Origin of the sequence: Thalassovita sp. (genome assembly GCF_963691685.1) — a bacterium.
In the GTDB taxonomy this organism is placed as follows: Bacteria; Pseudomonadota; Alphaproteobacteria; order Rhodobacterales; family Rhodobacteraceae; genus Thalassobius.
On the sequence record NZ_OY829290.1, the window covers coordinates 1,406,191 to 1,427,513 of the forward strand.

The following is a 21,323-nucleotide window of genomic DNA, read 5'->3' on the forward strand; positions in this document are numbered from 1 at the left end:
GTGATCTCTTATATGTGCTATCGTATCTCAGCGGCTTATCTGCCGCGTTTCATTGAAATACGTTCATTTGGCACAGGAAATCCAGAGAGATATTGCAGGAGTTGCTTATGACTTTTTCACGCAGAACAGTGATGCAGATGTTGGTGGGGGCGACGGCTGGGGTCGCGTCCCTTGGCATGCCGCGGGCGGCTTTGGCCACCTCAGGGGCTGCGGGGCAGCCAGCGGGGATCTACCGGTTTCGGCTGGGGGAGGCCAAGGTGACGGCGCTGCTGGATGGCCATATCGCGATTGCCCCCGAGTTGGTGGTTGGCATGGATCCAGCGCGGGCTGATCAAACGCTGATGGCGGCGGGCTATCCCAAAGGGTTCCAGGGGCTGCAGATCCCGGTCAACGGCTATCTGGTTGAGATGAACGGGCGCAAAACCCTGATAGATGCCGGTGCGGCGGCGACGATGGGCCCGGGCGGCGGCGGGCTGCTGCCGGCACTGGCCGCGCTGGGCGTGACGCCGGCTGAGATTGATGAGGTGCTGCTGACCCACCTGCATTTGGATCATGTGGCAGGCGTTGTGGATGGCAGTGGTGCGGCCATGTTCCCCAATGCGGAACTGGTTGTGGCGCAGTCCGAATGGGATTTCTGGCATGATGAGGCTGTTTTTGCCTCGGTGCCTGAGGAAAATCGCGGTTTCTTCCATATCGCGCGGAACTCAGTTGCGCCTTACGCGGATCGCATGCGGTTCTTCACCGGGGAAGAAGAGGTTTCAAACGGGATCCTATCGGTGCCGATGCCGGGCCACACGCCGGGCCATGCCGGGTTCCAGCTGAACTCAGGCGATGACAGCCTGTTGATCTGGGGCGATCTGATCCACATGACCACGCTGCAGATGGCCCATCCTGAATGGACGGTGGTGTTTGACGGTGATCCGGCGCTGACGGTTGAGAGCCGCAAGCGGTTTCTGGACCGGGCTGCAGCGGACAATCTGCTGGTGGCGGGCATGCATCTGGACTTCCCCGGATTGGGCCGGGTGCAGCGCGCGGGTGAGGCCTATCATTTCCAGCAGGCCCCTTGGCAGGCCCTGTTGTGATGTCACCCCAAGGCAACACCTGAAAAATAAGGGGCGGCCCATGCGGGTCGCCCTTCTTCTTCAAGGGCTTCATTTTTAAGTGTCTAGCTGGTTTTCGCCGATTGTTATGCGTTGCCGCTTGAATGGTGATGTGACACACTATAGATCACCAATCTGAACGAAAGAGTTTAGTAAATGACAGACTTTACCGCGCGCCGCACCATGATGGTGGACACACAGATCCGCCCGTCAGATGTGACCAAATTCCCGATCATCCAAGCGATGCTTTCTGTGCCGCGTGAAGATTTTGTTCCTGCCGACAAGATTGAGTCCGCCTATGTTGAGGAAAACGTCGATCTGGGCGGCTCTCGGGTGGTGCTGGAACCGCGCACCCTGGCCAAGATGCTGGACGCGCTGGACATTCAGGCGGATGAGCTGGTGCTCGATCTGGGCTGTGGGCTGGGCTATTCCTCGGCTGTGATGGCCCGTATGGCCGAAGCTGTCGTCGCCGTCGAAGATGACGAAGCCCGCGCTGATGAGGCGCAGGCTGCCCTGTCACGTGCAGGTGCTGACAATGTTGCGGTGCATGTTGGTGCGCTGGCAGAAGGGGCGGCAAAACACGGGCCCTATGATGTGGTTGTGCTGCAGGGTGCTGCCGAACATCTGCCCGAGGCGATCATCGATCAGGTAAAAGAGGGTGGCCGGATTGCCGCGCTGCTGGTCGAAGGTGCGCTGGGCACAGTTAAAATCGGATATAAGATTGACGGTGTGATGTCGTGGCGGTTTGCTTTCAATGCAGGGGCGCCCGTGCTGCCCGGCTTTGAACGCCACCAGGCCTTCACATTGTGAGGACATAAGGCAAACGTCCCGACGGAGTACACATCGGCGGGCGTATCATAATTTCAGGCCGGACGGGGCCTTGGAGGGAGCAGGACATGAAACGCGCGTGGATCAAATCCAAACAGGCGGCCCAGGTCGCGGTATTGACGGTGACAACGGCCCTTGGTGGAACGGTGGCCGGGGTGGCTACGGCGGATACATTGGCCGGTGCCCTGTCGGATGCCTATAAGAATTCAGGCCTTTTGGAACAGAACCGCGCCGTGCTGCGCGCGGCTGATGAAGATGTGGCACAGGCCGTCGCCGCCTTGCGCCCGGTGCTCAGCTGGGCGTGGGATGTGACCCGCCAGTTCGGCACGCAGCAATCTGCACAGACCGGCAATGTGGCGGCGGGTTTCAATAACTCTGCGACGACATTGAGGCTGTCTGCGTCGCTGATGCTTTATGATTTCGGGTCCAGCAAAGGGCAGATCGATATTGCAAAGGAATCGGTGCTGGCAACCCGTCAGGCGTTGGTGTCGGTCGAACAGAACGTGCTGCTGCAGGCGGTGGATGCCTACACCCGTGTGCGCACCGGGGCGGAAACGCTGGCGCTGCGTCAAAACAACGTGCGTGTGATCACCGAAGAACTGCGCGCGGCCAAGGACCGGTTTGATGTGGGTGAAGTGACTCGCACCGACGTCGCCCAGGCTGAGGCCCGCTTGGCACAGGCCCGTGCGTCGCTGGCGCAGGCACAGGGCGATCTGGTTGCCGCGCAGGAGTATTTCCTGGCAGCCGTAGGCCGCAAAGCCGGCAACCTGGCCAGCCCGACCCGCGCCCCGATTTCAGCCAAGAACGCCGGTGAAGCCAAAGCGATTGCGCAGCGCAATCACCCTGATGTTCTGCGCGCCAAACATGAGGTGGCCGCCGCAGATCTGGGCGTTGCGGTTGCTGAGGCTTCGTTGAAGCCCACCGTGAACCTCACCGGTAGCTACGGTCTGACCGAAAACTTCGATTCCAGCGACTACAGCCGCGCAGGCTCCATCGGTGTTCAGGCCTCCGGCCCGATCTACGCGGGTGGCCGTCTGGCCTCGGTCGTGCGTCAGGCCATTCAGCGCCGGGATGCGGCCCGCTCGGCATTGCACCTGACGACCATTTCGGTGGCGCAGGATGCTGGCACCGCCTTTGCCAACCTGCAGGTGGCCCGCGCCGCACGTGAGGCGGGCGATCGTCAGGTGCGTTTCGCGCAGGTCGCCTTTGACGGTGTCCGTGAAGAGGCCTCTCTGGGCGCGCGCACCACGCTGGACGTGCTGAACGCGGAACAGGAACTCTTGAACGCCAAGGCCAACCTGATCACTTCGGTGGCAAATGAATACCTGGCCTCCTATTCGTTGCTGGCGAACATGGGGCTGCTTACCGCTGACAATCTGCGCCTGAACGTGCCGCGTTATGATCCGGCTGAGTACTACAAGCAGGTGAACAAAGCCCCCGCCGCGGTCAGCGCTCAGGGGCGTCAGCTGGACAAAATGCTGCGCCGGATCGGAAAAGAGTAAAAATTGACCGGTCGGTTGTGAGAATCTCTGCCTTTGGCTACACTTAGCCAGAGGCAAGAGTGGAAGTGTAAATGTCAGATCCCGTAACCAATGTTGAAATTGAGGACGTTTTGGCCTCAATCCGCCGCCTTGTGTCCGATGAACATGGCGACGAATCGCGCCGTGATGCAGCGGTCGAGGCTAAGGCGGACAAACTGGTTCTGACCCCGGCGTTGCGTGTCGCAACGACGGAAGACGCCCCACAGCGTTTCCCCGAAGAAGAGCCCGCGCGCACCAGTTTCGGCCGCAAACAGCCCGGTGAAGCCAAGCCCGTTGAACCCGTTACGGATGACGCGCCAGAGCAGGTGGTTGAAGCAGAGCCAACGCCGCTGCCGACCATGCAGCTGGGGGCGGAATATGCGGTGTCGGATCCCGACGAGCCGCAGAAAGATCTGGCCGAGGTTGCTGAGGTGGATGAGCCTGCCGCACCGGAAGTGCGCCTTGAGGATCGTTTTGCCGATCTGGAAGCCGCGGTTTCTGTTTCCGACGATCAGTGGGAACCGGACGGCAATGATGAGGATGCCTTTGGCGCCGCCCCGATGAGCATGGAGTGGCTGGATCACACGCCGCAGGAATCTGTTGGGGGCGCCGAAGCCGAAGAAGCCCCGTTCTGGGAAGGTGTGGAGCCGCTGGAAACTTCTGCAGAAATCACCGCCCTGCACCATGATGTGGTCGAAGCGGATGAAGTCGAAGAGGTGGTCGACGAGGCCGAAGAAGAACTCGACGCTGCTGATGATGTCGCCGATGAGGGCTTTGAGGCGGCTGAACATCTGGACGAGGCCGCTGCACTTGATGAGCCTGCAGTGGCCGTCGAAACCCCGGTGGAAGAGAGCTACGACGCAGTCGACCCTTACACCACGCAGGCCTACGACAATGTAGAAGAGGATGCCTCCGCCGCGCTTGAGGATCTGGCTGGCCTCGGCCTGCAGGATGGCATTCTGGATGAGGAAATGCTGCGCGAACTGGTGGCTGATATCGTCCGTCAGGAATTGCAGGGCTCGCTTGGGGAACGGATCACCCGCAACGTGCGCAAACTGGTGCGCCGGGAAATCCAGCGCGCGCTCACCGCGCGGGATCTCAGCTGACCCTAGCCTGCGCTTTCGGCTCTGCCGCAATCTCCAACAGGGTTTTGAGGTCCATATGGGCCTCAATATGATCGGCCAGTTGATCCAGCACTTGTTCCAGCCCTTCATCATAGGCGATCTGGGCCGTGGCGCCCAATTCTCCCAGGTACTGCGCGCGGAAGGCATCCGCGCTGAACAGCCCGTGCAGGTAACAGCCGCGGACCTTGCCATCGGCTGAGGCAGCCCCTTCGGGCCGACCATCCAGATCCAGCCAGGCCCTTTCGCAATCCGGTCCATCTGTGACGCCAAGGTGGATTTCATAGCCCGACACAGCATCGCCCGTCGCACGGTAGCTGGCATGGCTCAGTGCGACGCGTTTTTGCGGTTTCATAACTGTGGTCACATCCAGTAGCCCCAGCCCGGGAGCCGTGCTCGGCGCGCCTTCGATGCCATCGGGGTCCGAGATTTCGCGGCCCAGCATCTGATAGCCACCGCAGATCCCCAACACGTGACCACCGCGGCGCACATGGGCCTGCAGATCAATGTCCCAGCCCTGGGCGCGGAAATGGGCCAGATCGGCGATGGTGGATTTTGATCCCGGGATCAGCACCAGATCCGCATCGCCGGGCAGCGGGCGACCGGCCTCGATAATCTCAACGCTGACATCAGGTTCCGCCGACAGTGGGTCCAGATCATCAAAGTTGGCAATCCGCCCCAGACGCGGCACCGCAATCTTCAAGCTGCCGCCGGATTTGGAGGAGATGTCCATCACATCCTCAGCTGGCAGGCGCCAGGCATCGGCAAACCAGGGCAGGGTGCCCAGATCGGTCCAACCGGTCTGATCCACAATCGCCTGCGCCCCGTCGGCAAACAGGCTGACGTCACCGCGAAATTTGTTCACGGCAAAGGCTTTGATCCGTTCGGCATCTTCTTTGGGCAGGATCACCTGCGTGCCGACCAGCTGGGCGATGACGCCGCCCCGGTCGATATCGCCCAGCAGAACCACCGGAACGCCCGCAGCCTCGGCAAAGCCCATATTGGCGATGTCCCCTTTGCGCAGGTTCACCTCGGCAGGGCTGCCGGCGCCTTCGATCACGACGATATCGGCCTCAGCACACAACCGGTGGAAGCTTTCAAGGGCAGGGCCCAATAGCTCGGGCTTGGCTTTGGCGTAGTCCCGCGCCCGCAGGGTGGCAAAACGTTTGCCCTGCACAATAACCTGTGCGCCGGTATCGGTTTCCGGCTTCAGCAGGATCGGGTTCATGTCGGTATGGGCCGGAACCTTGGCGGCCAGCGCCTGCAGCGCCTGCGCCCGGCCGATTTCACCGCCATCTTCGGTGACGGCGGCATTGTTGGACATGTTCTGGGGCTTGAAGGGCCGCACGGTCAGGCCACGATTGACCAGCGCCCGGGTGATCCCGGCCACCACCATGGATTTCCCCACGTTGGACCCTGCGCCCTGGATCATGATTGCCCGTGCCATCTACCGTTCTCCTGCCTTTCCTTTGCTATAGCAACTGCCCCGCAGCGGGGGGAGGGCAAATACGGCGCGCCTGCAGCATTCTGCGTCGCAGGCTCAGTCTCACGCTCAACCCGCCCCAGAACCGACACCCAGAAATGAGAAAACCTGCCTTCCCCCAGGAAGACAGGTTTTTTCTGACAGACGTGAGTGTGTCTGCAACTGCGGCAGCAGTTGGATCAGGCGGCTTCGGCCTGCTGTGCGGCGTTGCGACGCTCGCTTTCCTCGCGCGACAGCGCGACGGAGGTACGTACACCTTTGCCTACAAACTCCATCAGCCCCTGAACAACACGTTCGTTGGGGTCGATGCCGGCACAGGACAGAACTTCGCGGCCGTCGCGCGAACGCGCCCAGCGAGCGATCTGTTCAGGGCCGTTGCCATATTTCTTGTCATCAGAAATGGCATCGTCGAGCGCAGCCAAAACAACGGCTGCAAACAGTTTGCGTGCACGGTTGCCTTGCTCGTTGTTAAAGGCGGTGCCGTCAACGAATTCTTGCATAGATTCGTCCTTTATTATTGCTCTTGTGTTTCTGGCGTGAGGGGCCTTATGACCGATTTGTGACGATTCGGGTAGGCCTGTATTGCATGGCTTCCATGCGCTCAGTGCATGGCTTCCGATTTTGCCACCCCGTGGTCGGTCTTCTTGCTTTGGGGCTGCCCGCAAGATATAGGTGCTGTCAAATTCCGATCAACCTTACGACGTGGTTTTGTTACATGCCTAAAATCAACGGGAACGAGATCCGCCCCGGCAACGTGCTGGAACATGACGGTGGCCTGTGGGTCGCTGTGAAACTGGAACATGTAAAGCCCGGTAAAGGCGGCGCTTTTGCTCAGGTGGAAATGAAAAACCTGCGCAATGGCTCCAAGCTGAATGAGCGCTTCCGCTCGGCCGACAAGGTAGAGCGTGTGCGCCTGGAGCAGAAAGACCAGCAGTTCCTGTACGAAAGCGACGGTATGCTGGTGTTCATGGACACCGAAACCTTTGAGCAGATCGAACTGCCTGCCGACCTGCTGGGCGAACGCCGCCCCTTCCTGCAGGACGGTATGACCGTTGTGATCGAATACTATGACGTTGAGGCACTGAACGTGACCCTGCCGCAGAAAGTCACCTGCCAGATCGTTGAGACCGAGCCGGTTGTCAAAGGTCAGACCGCAGCGAACTCGTTCAAACCTGCAGTGCTGGACAATGGTGTGCGCGTCATGGTGCCGCCGTTTGTGGCCCAGGATGAGATGATCGTGGTCAACACCGAAACCATGGAATATTCCGAGCGCGCCTAAGCCGCTGCTTGGTGATTTTGAAAGGCCGCTCGGATCAGGGCGGCCTTTCTTGTTTCTGGCGATCCTTACGATGCACGCTTCAGATCGTGATCCGGCGATCGATCCCGATCCGATGCAAGAACTCCGGATCGTGACTGACCACCAGCAGCGCGCCGTCATAGCCGTTCAGCGCCGCCTCAAGGGTTTCCACCGCCTCAATATCCAAGTGGTTGCTCGGCTCATCCAGGATCAGCAGCTGACGTGGTTGGCTGTGCCCCAAGGTGCAGGCCAGCGCGGCACGCATGCGTTGCCCGCCGCTGAGCGTTCCAATGCGGCGCTCCGCATCGCTGCCGCGAAACAGAAACCGGGCAAGCACCGAACGTCGGTGGTTATCCGTTGCGTCCGGGTCCAGCCGGGCTATGGCCTCAACCACGGTTTCGTCTGGGCGCAGCAGACTGAGATCCTGATCGATCAGGGCGTGCGGCACGGACAGACTGACCAAGCCTTTCTGCGGCTTGAGCCGACCTTCAATGCAGGCCAGCAGCGTGGACTTGCCCGCGCCATTTGCCCCCTCAATCGCCACCCGCGCGGGGCCATGCAGGGCAAAGGACAGGTTGGAAAACAGCGGATGGCTGGATCGATAGCCAAACTGTAAGCCCTCAATGCGCAAAACCTCGCGGCTGGGCGGCAGGTCACAGGTGGGGATTTCCATCTTCAGCGGCTCCAGCACTTCGATCGCCTCTTTCGCGGCCTGCAGATCGGCGGTGGCCGCCGCCGCTTGACGCGCGCGCAGCCGGGCTGCTGAGGAGGCGGAGCCTTCGCTGCGTTCCTTGGCGGCATCCAGCACCAGCTTTGATTGACTGCCCGAGATCCGCAGCTGCTTGCCCTGTCGGTCGGTCCGGGACTTACGCTCGGTGGCGCGCTGCGCCTCTGTCTGCACGTCCCGCACACGGTGTTCGGCCTGCTGCAGATCTTGTTGGGCGGCCCGCAAGGCGGCGTCCTTGGCGCTGCGATAAAAACTGTAGTTGCCGCCGTAGCTCTCGGCGCCAAGGCTGGTGAGTTCAAAAATGGCGTCCATCTCCACCAGGAGAGCCCGATCATGGCTGGCCACCACCGCGCAGCCCTGCCAATCACGCAGGGCCTGCACCACATATTGGCGACCCTCCTGGTCAAGGTGGTTGGTCGGCTCATCCAGCAGCAGCGCATCGTGATCTGCAAACATCAGCGCGGCGAGGTTGGCCCGGGTGCGCTGCCCGCCGGACAGCGCGGTCAGCGGCGTTTCGGGCGCATGGTGCAGGCCCAGCCGATGCAGCGCGGCAAGCAATCGCGCCTCCAGCGTCCAGTCTGCAATCGCGAGGTCTTCCGCAGTCGCCACGCCGCGGTCTGCCCGCTCCAACAGGGTCAATTGGTCTGCGACCCCAAACAGATCGGCAATTGTAGCCGCTGGATCCAATTCCGGGATGATATTTGGATTTTGGTGCAAAACCCCGATTGAGGGCGGCCGTCGGATGGCGCCCGCATCAGGCGTCAACGTGCCCGCCAAAAGGCGTAGCAGCGTCGTCTTGCCCGTACCATTGCGCCCGACAAGACCAGTGCGTTGGCGGCCAAATGACAGGGTAAGACTGGTGAAAAGGGGATCGCCATCAGGCGTATGCCAGCTGAGGTCGGCGACGGAGAATGTAGACATGGTGCAGCTCGCAGGAAAAACCGAAAAAAGGGTTCAGTCGGCGCGTGCGTGATCCATTGTCTTAATCTCCAAACAGGTCTGACGGCTCAGCGTCTGAGGTGCAACATGGCCATGGGGGGAGGGGATTTCAAGCCTGGTGTTTGGAAAAGGGGCCTTGGAGCGGCCCCGGCGGGACCGCCCAGTCTGTCTTGACTTAGAGCCGCCGAACCACCGCGTCGCCGGCCTGCATATCGTCTTTGGCCCGGTCAAACCTCAGGTAAGCAATAGCCTCATCCCCGGCGCGGCTCAGCAACTCACCAGCCTCTTTAACACCGTTCAGGATCTTGTCACCCGTGGTGGCCTCACCCTCAACGGAGACCCGCGCCAGACCTTTGCGCAGCTCGGTTTTATGTTTCATCCGCGCGGTGACCTCCTGTCCGACATAGCAGCCTTTGCGGAAATCCACCCCGTTCAGCCGTTCAAATCCTGCTTCCAGAATGAAGGTGTCCGGCGTCAGCTCAACCCCGGTTTCCGGCACCAGATGGGCCACCCGCAGCGCCGTCCAATCGCTGCCGTCATCGCCGCCCTCATTACCGTACAGACGCCAGCCCATATCGGGGTGACGCGGATCCGGCAAAGCGCCGTCCGGCAGATCGCCGGTGCCGCGTTTCACGGTGAGGTCGGTTTCTTCCAGGGTCACCTGCGCGCGCAGCTTGTACATGGACAGGCGTTGAAACAGCATCGCGGCCAAATCGCTGGACACATCGATCAGAATGTTCGCGCCCTCGGGCACCAGAAAGAAATCGGCCATGTACTTGCCCTGCGGCGTCAATAGCGCGGCATAGACAAGCCCTTGATCCAGCTTCTTCACGTCATTGGTCACCAGCCCTTGCAGGAAGTCCCGGGCGTCATCGCCTGTCAGGCGGAAAATGGTGCGGTCTGTCACGTCTATGCTCCCGTTGCGCGTGGTTCTGTAATATAGGCTTTGCCAGCACAGGCAACAGGGGCAGATGCCACAGAGGCATCAGAATGAGGTGAAGATGCGCGCAGCTCTCTCGGTAGTGATCCCGACACTGAATGCCGGCGGGGCCCTGGCGGTCTGCCTACCCCCGCTGATGGAGGGGCTGCAGGCTGGTGTGATCCGTGAATTGATCATTTCTGATGCTGGCTCAACGGACACCACGGTTCAGATCGCTGAAGAGGTTGGCGCGATGGTTGTGACTGGCGCGCCATCCCGCGGAGGGCAGTTGCGCCGTGGCGCTGCTGCGGCCGCGGGGGACTGGGTGCTGTTTCTACATGCGGATACCGAACTGCCTGCGGGCTGGGCGGATGCGGTTTTGGACCATATCGAGGCTCATCCTGATACTGCCGCCTATTTCCGCCTGACGTTCCTTGAGACGGGGCTGGGCGCGCGTTGGGTCGCGGGGTGGGCCAACCTCAGGGCTAAGTGGTTTGATCTGCCCTATGGCGATCAGGCGCTTCTGATTCCCCGCGCCTTGTATGATCAAGTGGGTGGGTTTGCCGATCAGCCCTTGATGGAGGATGTGGCGATGGCCCGCGCCCTTAGGGGGCGGCTGCGGGCCCTTCCCCTTAGCGTCCGAACAAGCGGCGCGAAATACGTCCAAGAAGGTTGGTTGCGCCGGGGGCGTCGGAACCTGTGGTGCCTGCTGCGCTATCTTTGCGGCGCCGACCCGCACGTTCTAGCGCAATCGTATCGGCGGTCGGGCCGTCGGTCTTGAACTGCAGCTGATGCAGCTGGGCATAGATGCCACCGCGCGCCAGCAGCTCATCATGGGTGCCCTGATCCACCACCTGACCGCGGTCCATCACAACGATCTTGTCCGCATTGCGCACGGTTGACAGCCGGTGGGCAATGACCAGCGTGGTCCGGCTGGCGGCCAGCTTGTCCAGCGCTTCCTGAACAACCTTTTCCGAATGGGCATCCAGCGCGCTGGTGGCCTCATCCAGCAGCAGAACAGGGCTGTTGCGCAGCAGCGCGCGGGCGATGGCCACACGTTGGCGTTGCCCACCTGAGAGCGCTGATCCACGGGGCCCTACAGGCGTGTCCAGCCCTTGCGGCAATTTCTGCAGGAAGTCGCTGACATGGGCGGCGTCCAATGCGGCCTTCAACTGTGCGTCACTGACATCGGTCCGACCCAACAGGATGTTTTCGCGCAGTGTTTCGTCAAACAGCGCGGCGTCCTGGGTGACCACGCTGAAGAGGTTGCGCAGCGCGGGCAGGGCCATCTGATCCGCCTTGACGCCACCAATCAGCACGTCACCGGAACTTGGATCAACCAGCCGGGTCAGCAGGTTGAAGATGGTCGATTTCCCAGCACCCGAGGCCCCAACCAGAGCGGTGGTTTTGCCGGCAGGTGCCGTCAATGTGGTGCCACGCAGAACCTCGGTTTCGCCATAGGACAGACGCACATCACGCAGCTGCACGTCAGGCATCCCGCTAGGCGCTTGCACCGGCTTGGCCGGCGAGGTCAGCGTCGGTTCCGTGTCCATCAGCTCTTTGATGCGCTCAATCGCGGCGGCAGCGTTCTGCCATGTGGCGGTGATCCCGCCCAAGCGACGCAGCGGTTCAAAGGCAAAGCCAATGGCGGTGAAAAAGGTCATGAACTGACCTATGGTTTTTTCACCTGCAATGATTTCAGAACCGCCGAAGACCAGCACCCCAAGAAAACCAACACCGGCCATGATATCGATCAGCCCCGGGATTGCCGCTTCGCCAATACGGGCCCGCACCTGCGTGGTGACCAGATCATCAGTCAGGTGGCTGTAGCGGTCGGATTGGTAGCTTTCCAGCCGGTTCAGTTTCACCGGAACCATACCGTGGAAAACTTCATCCAACCGGGTTGCCAGCTTGGCCGACAGGTCACGCGCCTGCCGTGAACGGCGGCGTACAAAGGTCTGCACCATCTGGCTTGGCAGCACCAAAAGAGGGATGCCCACACAGGCAATCAGAGTCCACTGCCAATCGGTGGTCAGCGCCACCATCATGAGAATGAACAGCGAAATCACGTCGCGCCCGGCACCCGTGATGACCACGCCCCAAACCTGGTTGATGGCTTCTACGTCACCTTGCACACGCTGGATCAGGAAACCCGGCGGGTGGGTCTGGTGAAAACTGCCGTCCTGACGCATCAGGTGGTTCAGCATATCAACCCTCAGGTTGGCTGCGGAGCGTTGAGAAATATAGGCCAGCAGGGCTTTCTGACCGATAGAAGTCAAAGCGCGCAGCAGGAAAATGGTCAGAAAGGCGCCGCCGACCCACCAGATTGCGCCAGAGCCACCGTCAACAAACACGTCGTCGAACATGGGGCGCATCATCCAGCTCATCGCGCCCAGCATTGAGCCTTCGATCGACATCAACACAATCGCTCCGATCATCCAGCCGGTGTACTGGTGCAGGTATCGGGTCCAGAGCCACTTCAGCAGTACGGTGCTTTTGACGTCTTCGACGGGCTGCTTGGTGTCGCCGGTCTGGGGCAGGTCGGTCTTGTCGGTCATTTTGCGGACTTCGATCCGGAAAAATAAGCGTTGTTGAGGGCGTCGGCGTCATATTCGCTGCGCACCCAGTCCTCGAAGGAAATCCCGGTTTCTTTCTGGCGCGCCTCATAGACATCCAGAAAATAGTCCAGCACACCGGTGTTGGACCACTTGATATGCAGGAACCGAAGCGACAGCATTTTGCGGGCTTCGGCGATCGGTGCTTTTTCGATCAGCAGCAGGTACAGCACGCTGGCCAGCCCGGCGCGGTCCGCACCGGATTTACAATGCAGCAGGAACGGGCGTTCGATGTTGTTGAACGTCTCCAGCAGTTCCAAAATGCTCTCACGCGGTGGGGCCGATCTTGCGTGCAGGGTGATGTCATACCGGGCGAGGCCCAGCTCCTCGGTGATCTTCTTTTCCAGATGGAAGTGTGGCCGCTTTGAAACGCCGCGCAGGTTGATCACCGATTTGATCCCCATTTCGGCGTATTTCTTGAACTGCTCTTCATTGGGGTGGTTGGAGCGATAGGCGCCGGGGGCAATTTCATAGAAATTAGTCCACACCCGGCGCAGAATACCGTGGTCGGCCCAGTCGAAGTGGCGCAGCGCCTGTTTGCGGTGCTCTGGGTTGGACAGGTCCAAAGGATCGGGCATCGTATTGCCCTTTTCATAGTCTTTGAACTTCTTGAAGATATTCATATTGTCCTGTCCTTGCAGTTCGAGCGGGACTCTTAGTGTACCGCCTGACCTGTGGCAAGCGCGCCCGGCGGAGCAGCGCCCATAGTAGTGGCAAAGCCGCGCATATCACAAAGCAAAAACACCCCCATCAAGAGAATTGATGTTAGCGCAATTGACCCCGCGTTTTGCGGAGTTAGGGTCACTCGCAGCAAGACAGGAGACCAGCATGACACTGAAGAACGGACAGCAATACCTCGCCATCCCCGGTCCCTCGGTAATGCCAGAGGCGGTGTTGCGTGCAATGCACCGTTCCGCGCCCAATATCTATGAGGGTGAGCTGGTTGAAGTCACCGAAAGCCTGATCCCCGATCTGCGTTTGGTGGCAGGCACAAAACATCACGTCGCGATCTACATCGCCAATGGTCACGGCGCCTGGGAGGCGGCGCTGGCCAATGTGCTGAACGAGGGAGGCACGGTTTTGGTGGCGGCGACGGGGCGGTTTGGCCATGGCTGGGCGGAAATGGCACGCGATCTGGGTATCAAGACCAAGGTGGTCGATTTTGGCCGCAAGTCGCCCTTTGATGCAGACCGTCTGGAAAAAGTGCTGCGCGAAGACACCGACCATAAGATCAAAGCGGTACTGGCCACCCATGTTGATACCTCCAGCGGTGTGCTGAATGATATCCCCGCCTTGCGTGCTGCGATGAACGCGGCGGGCCACCCGGCATTGTTGATGGCGGATTGCATTGCCTCGCTGGGGTGTGACCGGTTTGAGATGGACGCCTGGGGCGTCGATGTCATGGTGGCGGCCAGCCAGAAGGGGTTGATGACGCCGCCGGGGCTGGGTTTTGTCTATTTCAGTGACAAGGCCGCAGAGGCGCGCAAAGCAATGGCGCGGGTTTCGCGCTATTGGGACTGGGAGCCGCGGGCCAACCCCGATTACCTTTATCAATACTTTGGCGGCACTGCCCCGACGCATCATCTTTACGGTCTTCGTGTTGCGCTGGATATGCTGAAGGAAGAAGGCATGGAAAACGTCTGGCGCCGCCATGATGTTCTGGCCCGCGCTATCTGGGCTGCCTGTGATACCTGGGGGCAGGATGGGCCGCTGACGATCAACGTGGCAGATCCCGCCCATCGTTCCCGCGCCGTGACCTCGCTGCGGATCGGGCTGCCTTACGGGCCGAGACTGCGGGCCTGGACGGAACAGAACGCCGGCGTGACCCTTGGCATTGGGCTGGGCATGTTTGAAAAGGATGACCCCAAAGGCGAAGGCTTCTTCCGCATCGGCCATATGGGGCATGTGAACCCCCAGATGGTCATGGGGGCGCTTGGCGCGATTGATATGGCGTTTAAGGCTGAAGGGATCCCGCATGGCACCGGCGCGCTGGAGGCCGCGGCGCAGGTGATCGCCACCCGCTGATCCGAAATTCTGCGACCTCGCGGCCAAGGCTTGCATTTGTTCACGATATGTTCATGATTGTGCCATGCATGATGATGACGCGATTCCATCTGAACAGCTGTTGCAAATGCAACCTGGCCAGCTGCTGGCGCGCGGCGTAAGCCGGGCGCTGATAAGCTATGGTTTTGTTTCGGTCGAAGAGTTCGTGCCAGCCCGGGGCCTGCGCGTTGACGTGATGGGGCTGGGGCCCAAAGGTGAGATCTGGGTCTTTGAATGCAAATCCAGCCGCGCCGATTTTCAGTCTGACAATAAGTGGCAGGGCTACCTGGACTATTGTGACCGCTATTTCTGGGCGGTCGATGCCGAGTTTCCCACCGAACTATTGCCGGGTGGCACCGGACTGATGATCGCAGATGCCTATGGCGGGGAAATCATTCGCATGGGGCCTGAGGACAAACTGGCCGCGGCCCGGCGCAAGAAGCTGACACATAAATTTGCCAGCGACGCGGCGCGGCGGCTGCAAAGCTACCGCGATCCGCGTGTGTAAGGCATCGGCTTACTTGACCGCGCGTGCAGCTTGGGCGGCGGCGCGGATTTCTTCGGCGATTTCTTCAGCTTCTTCGGGATCGAAATCCATTGGGATCTCCAGCTCACCGGCGTCGATGAACAGGCGCACCATACCGTGGTCGGTCGGTCCAATTTGCAGGTTGGCTTCGATGTCGCGTTCGGTATTGATGCCCATGATCGGCTCTCCTTTTCGGTTAAGTTCAGCTAGCGGTTTGCGCTGACTTTGGCAAGATTGCCCCGTGCCCTGACATCGATCCGGCGATGCGTTTGGGCTGAAACCGGGTAAGAATGGGAACCGGGCAGGGGGACACATAGGCGGGGCCCTTGTTTTTAAGCGCTTCCATTGCGTCGTTAAAAAAGCCGCCAAGAAAGCGTAGAAATATCGCTTGAACGGGCTTGCAATCCCCCGTGGGTGTCTGTAAATCGCCCCTCAGTGCCGCCTTAGCTCAGTTGGTTAGAGCGCTGGATTGTGGATCCAGAGGTCCCCCGTTCGAGCCGGGGAGGCGGTACCATATTCCCCAAAATATCTAACGAAATATGCGCCCATTATCACTGTGTGTTTGGGGCGTTTTTTGTGTTTTAAAGCAACGAGATACAGTCAGCCTGTGCCGCGTTGGACCAGCTGCGGATCGATATAGACCTGTTCATTTGGCTTGCCGGGATCCGTCAGACGTTCCTGCAGCAGGCGCAGAATCTCTTCGATGGTTTGATCCAACGGGTTGCGCAGGGTGGTCAGGTCATATTCCGGCCAACTGGCCTGAGCGATGTCATCAAACCCAACGATCGACAGATCCTGTGGTACCTGCCGATGCAGCCCGTAGCGCGCGACCGAAAGCGCCCCAAGCGCAGTGGCATCATTTGCACAAAGCAGTGCGTCAATGTGGTGATCGCTCAGCAGCTTCCCCGCAACCCCGCGGCCGCCTTCGTAGGTATAATCTGACTGCGCCAGCGCGGTCAGTTCCAACCCGGCCTCAGACAGGGCTTGCCGAATGCCCGTCAATCGGTCGTTGGAGGATGACAGTCCCTCAGGCCCGCCGATAAAGCCGAAATGGCGCCGACCTTTGGCGATCAGCTGGCGGGTGGCCTGCGCGGTGCCATCGGCGTTGCGGCAGGAGACACAGTCGGCAAAGGGGGCTTCGATAATACGGCCCGAGAAGATCAGCGGGATGTTCAGCTTGGCACAATCTTCAAAAACCTGTTTCGACAGCGAGGAGCCGCGGACAATCAGCGCATCCAGCGGATAGCTCAGCACTGGCAGAATCGCCTCTTCCAAAACCGCCTCGGAGCCGCCGATCACAATCGGCCATTTTCCTGCGGCGTTCAGACGGGCCACCAACATCGCGGTGAACTCCGCATTATAGAGGTTGTTCATGCCGCCGGCTGCGACGGCCACCAGATTGCTGCGCTTGCCTTGCAGACTGGCCGCCAGGGCATTGGGCCGATAGCCGAGCCGCAGCGCGGTCGACATGATGTGACTGCGTTTTTCCGCATCCAGATAGGCATTGGGCGTAAAGGCCCGTGAGACGGCCGACCGGGAGACGCCCGCGGCCTCAGCCACATCGGTGGCGGTCACACGTTTGTTCCGTTTCACTGTTGTACCGATTGTTCGTTCCCTCAGGTTGAGTTTAACGCCCTCGTCACAAGTAAAGAAACCCAAAAGAAATCCGATTTAGTGAAATTGTCTGTCAGTTGTCACATTGCAGTTATGTTTTGACAGTAGATGAACACGTGTGCAGTTATAGTGCGACTCGTTTGGGAGTTCTCGGATTCGCAAAAGGCGGACGGGGCCGGTAGGCTTCTGTTTTTTATGTCTTTTGCAGTTCGGATGTTTCGGGAGGAACGACCTTGGGTCGTGTGCAACCCGTCCTATGGAGCGCCGCGTAACTGAAATCATTCCACGCGGTGTGGGGTGCGCACAGGGAAACAAGATCGGGGTCCGCAAGGTCCCCACACTGGGAGAAAACAAATGACTTTCAACAAAACCGCGTCGCTGAGCGTCGTGCTGAGCATGACCGCAGGTGTGGCCTTTGCTGAGACGGAAATCACCTGGTGGCACGCCATGGGCGGCCAGCTGGGCGAAACCGTAAACCAGATGGCAGCTGACTTTAACGCCAGCCAGTCCGACTATAAGATTACCCCGGTTTACAAAGGCTCTTACGAAGAGACCCTGACCGCAGGTATCGCCGCCTTCCGTGCGGGTGAGCAGCCCAACATCATGCAGGTGTTTGACGCCGGCGCCGCCACCGTGATCGGCGCCAAGGGTGCAACCATCCCGGTTCAGGATCTGCTGGCCGACAATGGCATCGCCTTTGACATCAACGACTACATCGCCGGTGTGCGTTACTTCTACGCCGACAGCGATGGCAAGATGATCGGCATGCCGTTCAACTCGTCCACCCCGATCATGTATTACAACATGGACGCGCTGGAAAAAGCCGGTGTAAGCGCACCGAAAACCTGGGAAGAGTTCCAGTCGGTTACCGCACCGGCCCTGAAAGGCGCAGGCTACACCCCGCTGTCGCAGTCGCACCTGCCGTGGATCTTCACCGAAAACTTCATGTCGCGCCACAACCTGCCGTTTGCCACCAACAACAACGGCTATGACGGTGTAGACACCAAGATCCTGGTCAACAACGACGCCATCAAAGCGCACTTCTCGGCTGTGACCGAGTGGCAGAAAGACGGCATGTTTGAGTGGTTCGGCACCGGTTGGGGTGACAACGCCAAGCCGTTCGAAGAAGGCAAAGTGGCCATGTGGCTGGGCTCCTCGGGCTCCTTCGGTGGTCTGCTGAACAAAGACCTGGGCTTTGACTTCTCGGCAACCATGCTGCCCTACTGGGAAGGTGTAACCAAAGAGCCGACCCAGACCTTCATCGGTGGCGCCGCGCTGTTCGCGATGGCAGGCAAATCGGCCGAAGAAAACAAGGCAACCGCCGAATTCTTCCGCTTCCTGACCTCGGCTGAGACCCAGTACTTCTGGCACAAAGAAACCGGTTATGTTCCGATCACCAACGCTGCCTACGACATGGCTGGCAAAGATGGTCACTATGAGCGTTTCCCTGCCGCCGAAGTTGGCATCCAGCAGCTGACCCTGCCCGCCGGTGACAACACCAAAGGCTACCGCATGGGCTTCTACGTACAGATCCGTGACGTGATGAACCGTGAATACGGCCGCATCCTGACCGGTGAAACCGACGTGGACAGTGCGTTCAAGGCGATTGAAGAAGAAGCCAACAAACTGTTGGAACGCTTCGCAAAAACCCAAGGCTAATCGCCGCTAAACAGCAATAAAGGGGCGGCTGCCATCTGGCGGCCGCCCAACCCTATTCAAGATCGAGAACGCGATGAAACGTGCAGGATTTACCAATCGATGGTTGCCGGTCCTACTTCTGGTGCCGCAGCTCATCATCATTGCCGTGTTTTTCTACTGGCCCGCGGGCTATGCGATCCAATCTTCCTTCTATTTGCAGGACCCGTTCGGTTTCGGCTCTACCTTTGTGGGGCTGGAAAACTACACCGATCTGCTGAGTGCCTCTGAATATCGCAAGGTTGCCTGGTTCACGGTTATCTTCACCCTACTGGTGACTTTCTTTTCGCTGGCCTTATCACTGCTGCTGGCAGTCAAAGCCGACAACATCCTGCGCGGGGCCAAGACCTATCGCACGCTGCTGATGTGGGTCTATGCGGTGGCGCCGCCGGTTGCGGGTTTCATCGGCATCATGATGTTTGACCAATCCACCGGGCCAATCAGCAACTTTTTCAAGTCGCTGGGCTGGGATTTCACGCTGGGTGTGAACTACTTTGATACCGCCTCAGCGATGGTGATTGTCTCGGTCTGGAAACAGGTTCCGGTCAACTTCATCTTCTTCCTGTCCGGCCTGCAGTCGATCCCACGGTCTGTGCGCGAAGCTGCGCTGATCGACAACCGGTCCGGCATGGGCCGCTTCTGGGATGTGACCTTCCCGCTCTTGGCGCCCACCGGGTTCTTCCTGCTGATCATCAACATCACTTATTCGCTGTTTGACACCTTTGGTGTGGTCGACACGCTGGTGAAAGGTGAGCCGGGCAACAACCCGATGACCCTTGTTTACAAGGTCTATGTGGACGGGTTCCGTGGCAACGACCTTGGCGGTTCGTCGGCGCAATCGGTGATCCTGATGGTGCTGGTTCTGGCGCTGACCATCTTCCAATTCCGGCTGGTAGAACGCCGGATCCACTATACTTGAGGGGGCTGACATGACTGATATCACAACAGCCACACCCAATGCGGCCACTGTCACACCGAAACGCCGGTTCAAGTGGAACGTTGCGCTGGACCATCTGGTGCTGATCGTTGGCTCGCTTTTCATGATCCTGCCGGTTCTTCTGGCCTTCACCACGGCCAGCCATGATGCGGTGACCATTCACCGTGAAGGGCTGCAGCTGAAAATGGGCGACCAGCTGGGCGTCAATTTCCAAAAGGCGATGTTTGAAAAGGGCGGTTTCACCGACACGGTCGATGGGATGCGGATGCTGACCAACTCGTTCATTCTGGGCATCGGTTTTGCGGTGGGCAAAATCATCATCGGAATGATGGCGGCTTACGCGATTGTCTACTTCCGCCTGCGCTTTGCCAGCTTTGCCTTCTGGATCATTTTCACCACGTTGCTCTTGCCGCTGGAGGTGCGCATTCTGCCTTCCTATGAGGTGATCCAGGGCCTTGGCTTGACCAACACCTACACCGGGTTGATCGTGCCGCTGATTGCCTCGGCAACGGCGACCTTCTTCTTCCGGCAGTTCTTCCGCTCAGTGCCGGAAGAGTTGGTCGAAGCCTCGCGCATTGATGGGGCCGGTCCGGTGAAATTCTTCATCGACATTCTGGTGCCGCTGTCGCGCACCATGATTGCGGCGATGTTCATCATCATGTTTGTGTTTGGCTGGAACCAATATCTGTGGCCAACCCTGATCACCACCGAAGAGAGCTTCTTCACGCTGGTGCGTGGCATCAAACAAATCGTCATCTCTTACACCGATGCGCAGATCCCCGAACACGGGCAGGCGCTGGCACTGGCCTTTGTGGCGATCGTGCCGCCGGTCCTCGTGGTGATCTTCTTCCAGAGCTGGTTCGTTAAGGGCCTGACGGAATCCGATAAATAAGGAACGAAAGTACAATGGCAAAAGTAACGCTAGACGGAATCCGGAAGGTTTACCCAAACGGATTTGAGGCCGTCAAACCCAGTTCCTTCGACATCCCCGACGGGGAGTTTGTGGTACTGGTTGGCCCTTCGGGCTGTGGCAAGTCCACCCTGTTGCGGATGATCGCCGGTCTGGAAGACATCAGTGAAGGGGCGCTGAGCATTGGCGACCGTGTGGTCAATGACGTTGATCCGGCGGATCGCAACATTGCGATGGTGTTCCAGAACTACGCGCTTTATCCGCATATGACCGTGGCCAAGAATATGGGCTACGGGCTGAAAAACCGCGGTGTCTCCAAGGCGGAGATTGAGCGTAAGGTGGCTGAGGCTGCTGAGATGCTGGATCTTTCGGCGCTGCTGGACCGCCGACCCAGTCAGCTGTCCGGTGGTCAGCGTCAGCGGGTGGCAATGGGGCGCGCGATCGTGCGGAACCCGGATCTGTTCCTGTTTGATGAACCGCTCTCCAACCTCGACGCCAAGCTGCGCAACCAGATGCGGATCGAAATCCGCGCCCTGCAGCGCCGCCTTGGTGTCACGGCGATCTATGTAACCCACGATCAGGTCGAAGCCATGACCATGGCAGATCGCATCATCGTTCTGAACGGCGGTGTGATTGAACAGATCGGCACCCCGACCGAGATCTATGAAAACCCGGCCTCAACCTTCGTGGCGGGCTTCATGGGCGCCCCGCCGATGAACCTGCTGAAAGCCAAGGTCAACGGTGCAGGCACGGCTGAGGTGACCGATGGGCTGTCCTTCCCTGCGCCGGCAGGGGCCAGCGGCAATGTGCTGGTTGGTATCCGCCCCGAAGATCTGGAGATTGCCGAAGATGGCGACATGCAGATGGAGGTGAAAATCGTGGAGGAACTGGGCGCCAACCGGTTGTTGCACGGTGATCTGGGCGGTCAGGACTTCTCGGTCTCGGTGCCCAAACAGCAAGAGGTGGCCGAGGGCCAGATTGCGCTTCGGATCAAATCCGGTGAACCGCATGTCTTCGACGCCAACAGTGGCCGCCGTTTGTGAGCCATG

At 59.6% G+C, this 21,323-nt stretch carries 19 protein-coding genes, 1 tRNA gene and 1 pseudogene; 13 read left to right on the plus strand and 8 right to left on the minus strand.

Annotated elements, in window-relative coordinates:
- Positions 1 to 107: 107 nt before the first annotated feature.
- The 4 genes from ACORLH_RS06865 (at position 108) to ACORLH_RS06880 (ending at position 4,554) form a co-directional block, all read left to right on the plus strand.
- Positions 108 to 1,082, plus strand: coding sequence for an MBL fold metallo-hydrolase (locus ACORLH_RS06865; RefSeq protein WP_321831898.1), 975 nt, complete (start codon positions 108 to 110; stop codon positions 1,080 to 1,082).
- 174 nt (positions 1,083 to 1,256) lie between these two features.
- On the plus strand, positions 1,257 to 1,910 hold the full coding sequence (locus ACORLH_RS06870) for a protein-L-isoaspartate O-methyltransferase (protein ID WP_321831899.1): 654 nt from the start codon (positions 1,257 to 1,259) through the stop codon (positions 1,908 to 1,910).
- Between the two features lie 86 nt (positions 1,911 to 1,996).
- On the plus strand, positions 1,997 to 3,430 hold the full coding sequence (locus ACORLH_RS06875; RefSeq protein ID WP_321831901.1) for a TolC family outer membrane protein: 1,434 nt from the start codon (positions 1,997 to 1,999) through the stop codon (positions 3,428 to 3,430).
- Between the two features lie 71 nt (positions 3,431 to 3,501).
- A complete protein-coding gene (locus ACORLH_RS06880) occupies positions 3,502 to 4,554 on the plus strand; it encodes a hypothetical protein (RefSeq protein WP_321831903.1) in 1,053 nt (350 codons plus the stop codon).
- Here ACORLH_RS06880 and ACORLH_RS06885 read toward each other — a convergent pair.
- Together ACORLH_RS06885 and ACORLH_RS06890 are read right to left on the minus strand one after the other, a co-directional pair.
- Positions 4,547 to 6,016 (minus strand): cobyric acid synthase, encoded by a 1,470-nt coding sequence (locus ACORLH_RS06885; RefSeq protein WP_321831904.1) that lies wholly within the window; start codon positions 6,014 to 6,016, stop codon positions 4,547 to 4,549. The genes ACORLH_RS06880 and ACORLH_RS06885 overlap by 8 nt on opposite strands.
- Before the next feature lie 215 nt (positions 6,017 to 6,231).
- Positions 6,232 to 6,552 carry a DUF6280 family protein gene (locus ACORLH_RS06890; protein ID WP_058243079.1) on the minus strand — a complete coding sequence of 107 codons (321 nt, stop codon included), beginning with the start codon at positions 6,550 to 6,552 and terminating at the stop codon, positions 6,232 to 6,234.
- Between the two features lie 215 nt (positions 6,553 to 6,767).
- Here ACORLH_RS06890 and efp point away from each other — a divergent pair, with 215 nt between their 5' ends.
- Positions 6,768 to 7,331 carry an elongation factor P gene (efp, locus tag ACORLH_RS06895; RefSeq protein WP_058243080.1) on the plus strand — a complete coding sequence of 188 codons (564 nt, stop codon included), beginning with the start codon at positions 6,768 to 6,770 and terminating at the stop codon, positions 7,329 to 7,331.
- Between the two features lie 79 nt (positions 7,332 to 7,410).
- Here the strand turns inward: efp and ACORLH_RS06900 are convergent, their stop codons facing one another.
- A complete protein-coding gene (locus ACORLH_RS06900) occupies positions 7,411 to 8,997 on the minus strand; it encodes an ABC-F family ATP-binding cassette domain-containing protein (protein WP_321831905.1) in 1,587 nt (528 codons plus the stop codon).
- 193 nt (positions 8,998 to 9,190) lie between these two features.
- Positions 9,191 to 9,922, minus strand: a complete 732-nt coding sequence (locus tag ACORLH_RS06905; RefSeq protein ID WP_321831906.1) for a folate-binding protein — start codon at positions 9,920 to 9,922, stop codon at positions 9,191 to 9,193.
- A 94-nt stretch (positions 9,923 to 10,016) separates the two neighbouring features.
- Here ACORLH_RS06905 and ACORLH_RS06910 point away from each other — a divergent pair.
- A pseudogene (locus tag ACORLH_RS06910) lies at positions 10,017 to 10,631 on the plus strand (TIGR04283 family arsenosugar biosynthesis glycosyltransferase); the annotation flags it as partial.
- Here ACORLH_RS06910 and ACORLH_RS06915 read toward each other — a convergent pair.
- Both ACORLH_RS06915 and ACORLH_RS06920 read right to left on the minus strand, forming a co-directional pair.
- Entirely contained in the window at positions 10,567 to 12,492 is a 1,926-nt protein-coding gene (locus ACORLH_RS06915; RefSeq protein ID WP_321831908.1) for an ABC transporter ATP-binding protein, read from the minus strand. The pseudogene ACORLH_RS06910 and the gene ACORLH_RS06915 sit on opposite strands and share 65 nt — an antisense overlap.
- Entirely contained in the window at positions 12,489 to 13,172 is a 684-nt protein-coding gene (locus ACORLH_RS06920) for a tyrosine-protein phosphatase (protein ID WP_321831909.1), read from the minus strand. The genes ACORLH_RS06915 and ACORLH_RS06920 overlap by 4 nt, the downstream gene beginning before the upstream one ends.
- 205 nt (positions 13,173 to 13,377) lie before the next feature.
- On the opposite strand from ACORLH_RS06920, the gene ACORLH_RS06925 reads away from it, so the two are divergent.
- Complete coding sequence (locus tag ACORLH_RS06925; RefSeq protein WP_321831911.1) at positions 13,378 to 14,574, plus strand: alanine--glyoxylate aminotransferase family protein; 1,197 nt, start codon at positions 13,378 to 13,380, stop codon at positions 14,572 to 14,574.
- 64 nt (positions 14,575 to 14,638) lie between these two features.
- Positions 14,639 to 15,100, plus strand: coding sequence for an MmcB family DNA repair protein (locus ACORLH_RS06930; RefSeq protein WP_321831912.1), 462 nt, complete (start codon positions 14,639 to 14,641; stop codon positions 15,098 to 15,100).
- 9 nt (positions 15,101 to 15,109) lie between these two features.
- Here ACORLH_RS06930 and ACORLH_RS06935 read toward each other — a convergent pair whose 3' ends face one another.
- On the minus strand, positions 15,110 to 15,295 hold the full coding sequence (locus tag ACORLH_RS06935; protein ID WP_058243087.1) for a DUF6324 family protein: 186 nt from the start codon (positions 15,293 to 15,295) through the stop codon (positions 15,110 to 15,112).
- 260 nt (positions 15,296 to 15,555) lie between these two features.
- On the opposite strand from ACORLH_RS06935, the gene ACORLH_RS06940 reads away from it, so the two are divergent.
- Positions 15,556 to 15,632: transfer RNA gene (locus ACORLH_RS06940), tRNA-His, on the plus strand.
- Between the two features lie 86 nt (positions 15,633 to 15,718).
- On the opposite strand, the gene ACORLH_RS06945 is transcribed toward ACORLH_RS06940, so the two are convergent.
- Positions 15,719 to 16,693 (minus strand): LacI family DNA-binding transcriptional regulator, encoded by a 975-nt coding sequence (locus tag ACORLH_RS06945; protein ID WP_321831913.1) that lies wholly within the window; start codon positions 16,691 to 16,693, stop codon positions 15,719 to 15,721.
- A 393-nt stretch (positions 16,694 to 17,086) separates the two neighbouring features.
- Here ACORLH_RS06945 and ACORLH_RS06950 point away from each other — a divergent pair, with 393 nt between their 5' ends.
- From ACORLH_RS06950 to ACORLH_RS06965, 4 genes are all read left to right on the plus strand, one after another.
- Entirely contained in the window at positions 17,087 to 18,391 is a 1,305-nt protein-coding gene (locus tag ACORLH_RS06950) for an extracellular solute-binding protein (protein ID WP_321831914.1), read from the plus strand.
- A 73-nt stretch (positions 18,392 to 18,464) separates the two neighbouring features.
- The gene (locus tag ACORLH_RS06955) at positions 18,465 to 19,346 is read left to right on the plus strand and encodes an ABC transporter permease subunit (protein ID WP_058243089.1); all 882 of its coding nucleotides are present in this window, start codon (positions 18,465 to 18,467) and stop codon (positions 19,344 to 19,346) included.
- Positions 19,347 to 19,356: 10 nt separating this feature from the next.
- Positions 19,357 to 20,256: an ABC transporter permease subunit gene (locus ACORLH_RS06960; RefSeq protein WP_321831916.1), complete on the plus strand. Its 900-nt coding sequence runs from the start codon at positions 19,357 to 19,359 to the stop codon at positions 20,254 to 20,256.
- A gap of 14 nt (positions 20,257 to 20,270) precedes the next feature.
- A complete protein-coding gene (locus tag ACORLH_RS06965; protein WP_321831917.1) occupies positions 20,271 to 21,317 on the plus strand; it encodes a sn-glycerol-3-phosphate import ATP-binding protein UgpC in 1,047 nt (348 codons plus the stop codon).
- The last annotated feature ends 6 nt before the right edge of the window (positions 21,318 to 21,323 follow it).

Coding starts and splice junctions, on each gene's coding strand:
- ACORLH_RS06890 (WP_058243079.1), bottom strand. CDS start 6,552: ATGCAAGAATTCGTTGACGGCACCGCCTTTAACAACGAGCAAGGCAAC.
- ACORLH_RS06955 (WP_058243089.1), top strand. CDS start 18,465: ATGAAACGTGCAGGATTTACCAATCGATGGTTGCCGGTCCTACTTCTG.
- ACORLH_RS06875 (WP_321831901.1), top strand. CDS start 1,997: ATGAAACGCGCGTGGATCAAATCCAAACAGGCGGCCCAGGTCGCGGTA.
- efp (WP_058243080.1), top strand. CDS start 6,768: ATGCCTAAAATCAACGGGAACGAGATCCGCCCCGGCAACGTGCTGGAA.
- ACORLH_RS06920 (WP_321831909.1), bottom strand. CDS start 13,172: ATGAATATCTTCAAGAAGTTCAAAGACTATGAAAAGGGCAATACGATG.
- ACORLH_RS06965 (WP_321831917.1), top strand. CDS start 20,271: ATGGCAAAAGTAACGCTAGACGGAATCCGGAAGGTTTACCCAAACGGA.
- ACORLH_RS06900 (WP_321831905.1), bottom strand. CDS start 8,997: ATGTCTACATTCTCCGTCGCCGACCTCAGCTGGCATACGCCTGATGGC.
- ACORLH_RS06930 (WP_321831912.1), top strand. CDS start 14,639: ATGCATGATGATGACGCGATTCCATCTGAACAGCTGTTGCAAATGCAA.
- ACORLH_RS06925 (WP_321831911.1), top strand. CDS start 13,378: ATGACACTGAAGAACGGACAGCAATACCTCGCCATCCCCGGTCCCTCG.
- ACORLH_RS06915 (WP_321831908.1), bottom strand. CDS start 12,492: ATGACCGACAAGACCGACCTGCCCCAGACCGGCGACACCAAGCAGCCC.
- ACORLH_RS06870 (WP_321831899.1), top strand. CDS start 1,257: ATGACAGACTTTACCGCGCGCCGCACCATGATGGTGGACACACAGATC.
- ACORLH_RS06880 (WP_321831903.1), top strand. CDS start 3,502: ATGTCAGATCCCGTAACCAATGTTGAAATTGAGGACGTTTTGGCCTCA.
- ACORLH_RS06865 (WP_321831898.1), top strand. CDS start 108: ATGACTTTTTCACGCAGAACAGTGATGCAGATGTTGGTGGGGGCGACG.
- ACORLH_RS06960 (WP_321831916.1), top strand. CDS start 19,357: ATGACTGATATCACAACAGCCACACCCAATGCGGCCACTGTCACACCG.
- ACORLH_RS06935 (WP_058243087.1), bottom strand. CDS start 15,295: ATGGGCATCAATACCGAACGCGACATCGAAGCCAACCTGCAAATTGGA.
- ACORLH_RS06885 (WP_321831904.1), bottom strand. CDS start 6,016: ATGGCACGGGCAATCATGATCCAGGGCGCAGGGTCCAACGTGGGGAAA.
- ACORLH_RS06950 (WP_321831914.1), top strand. CDS start 17,087: ATGACTTTCAACAAAACCGCGTCGCTGAGCGTCGTGCTGAGCATGACC.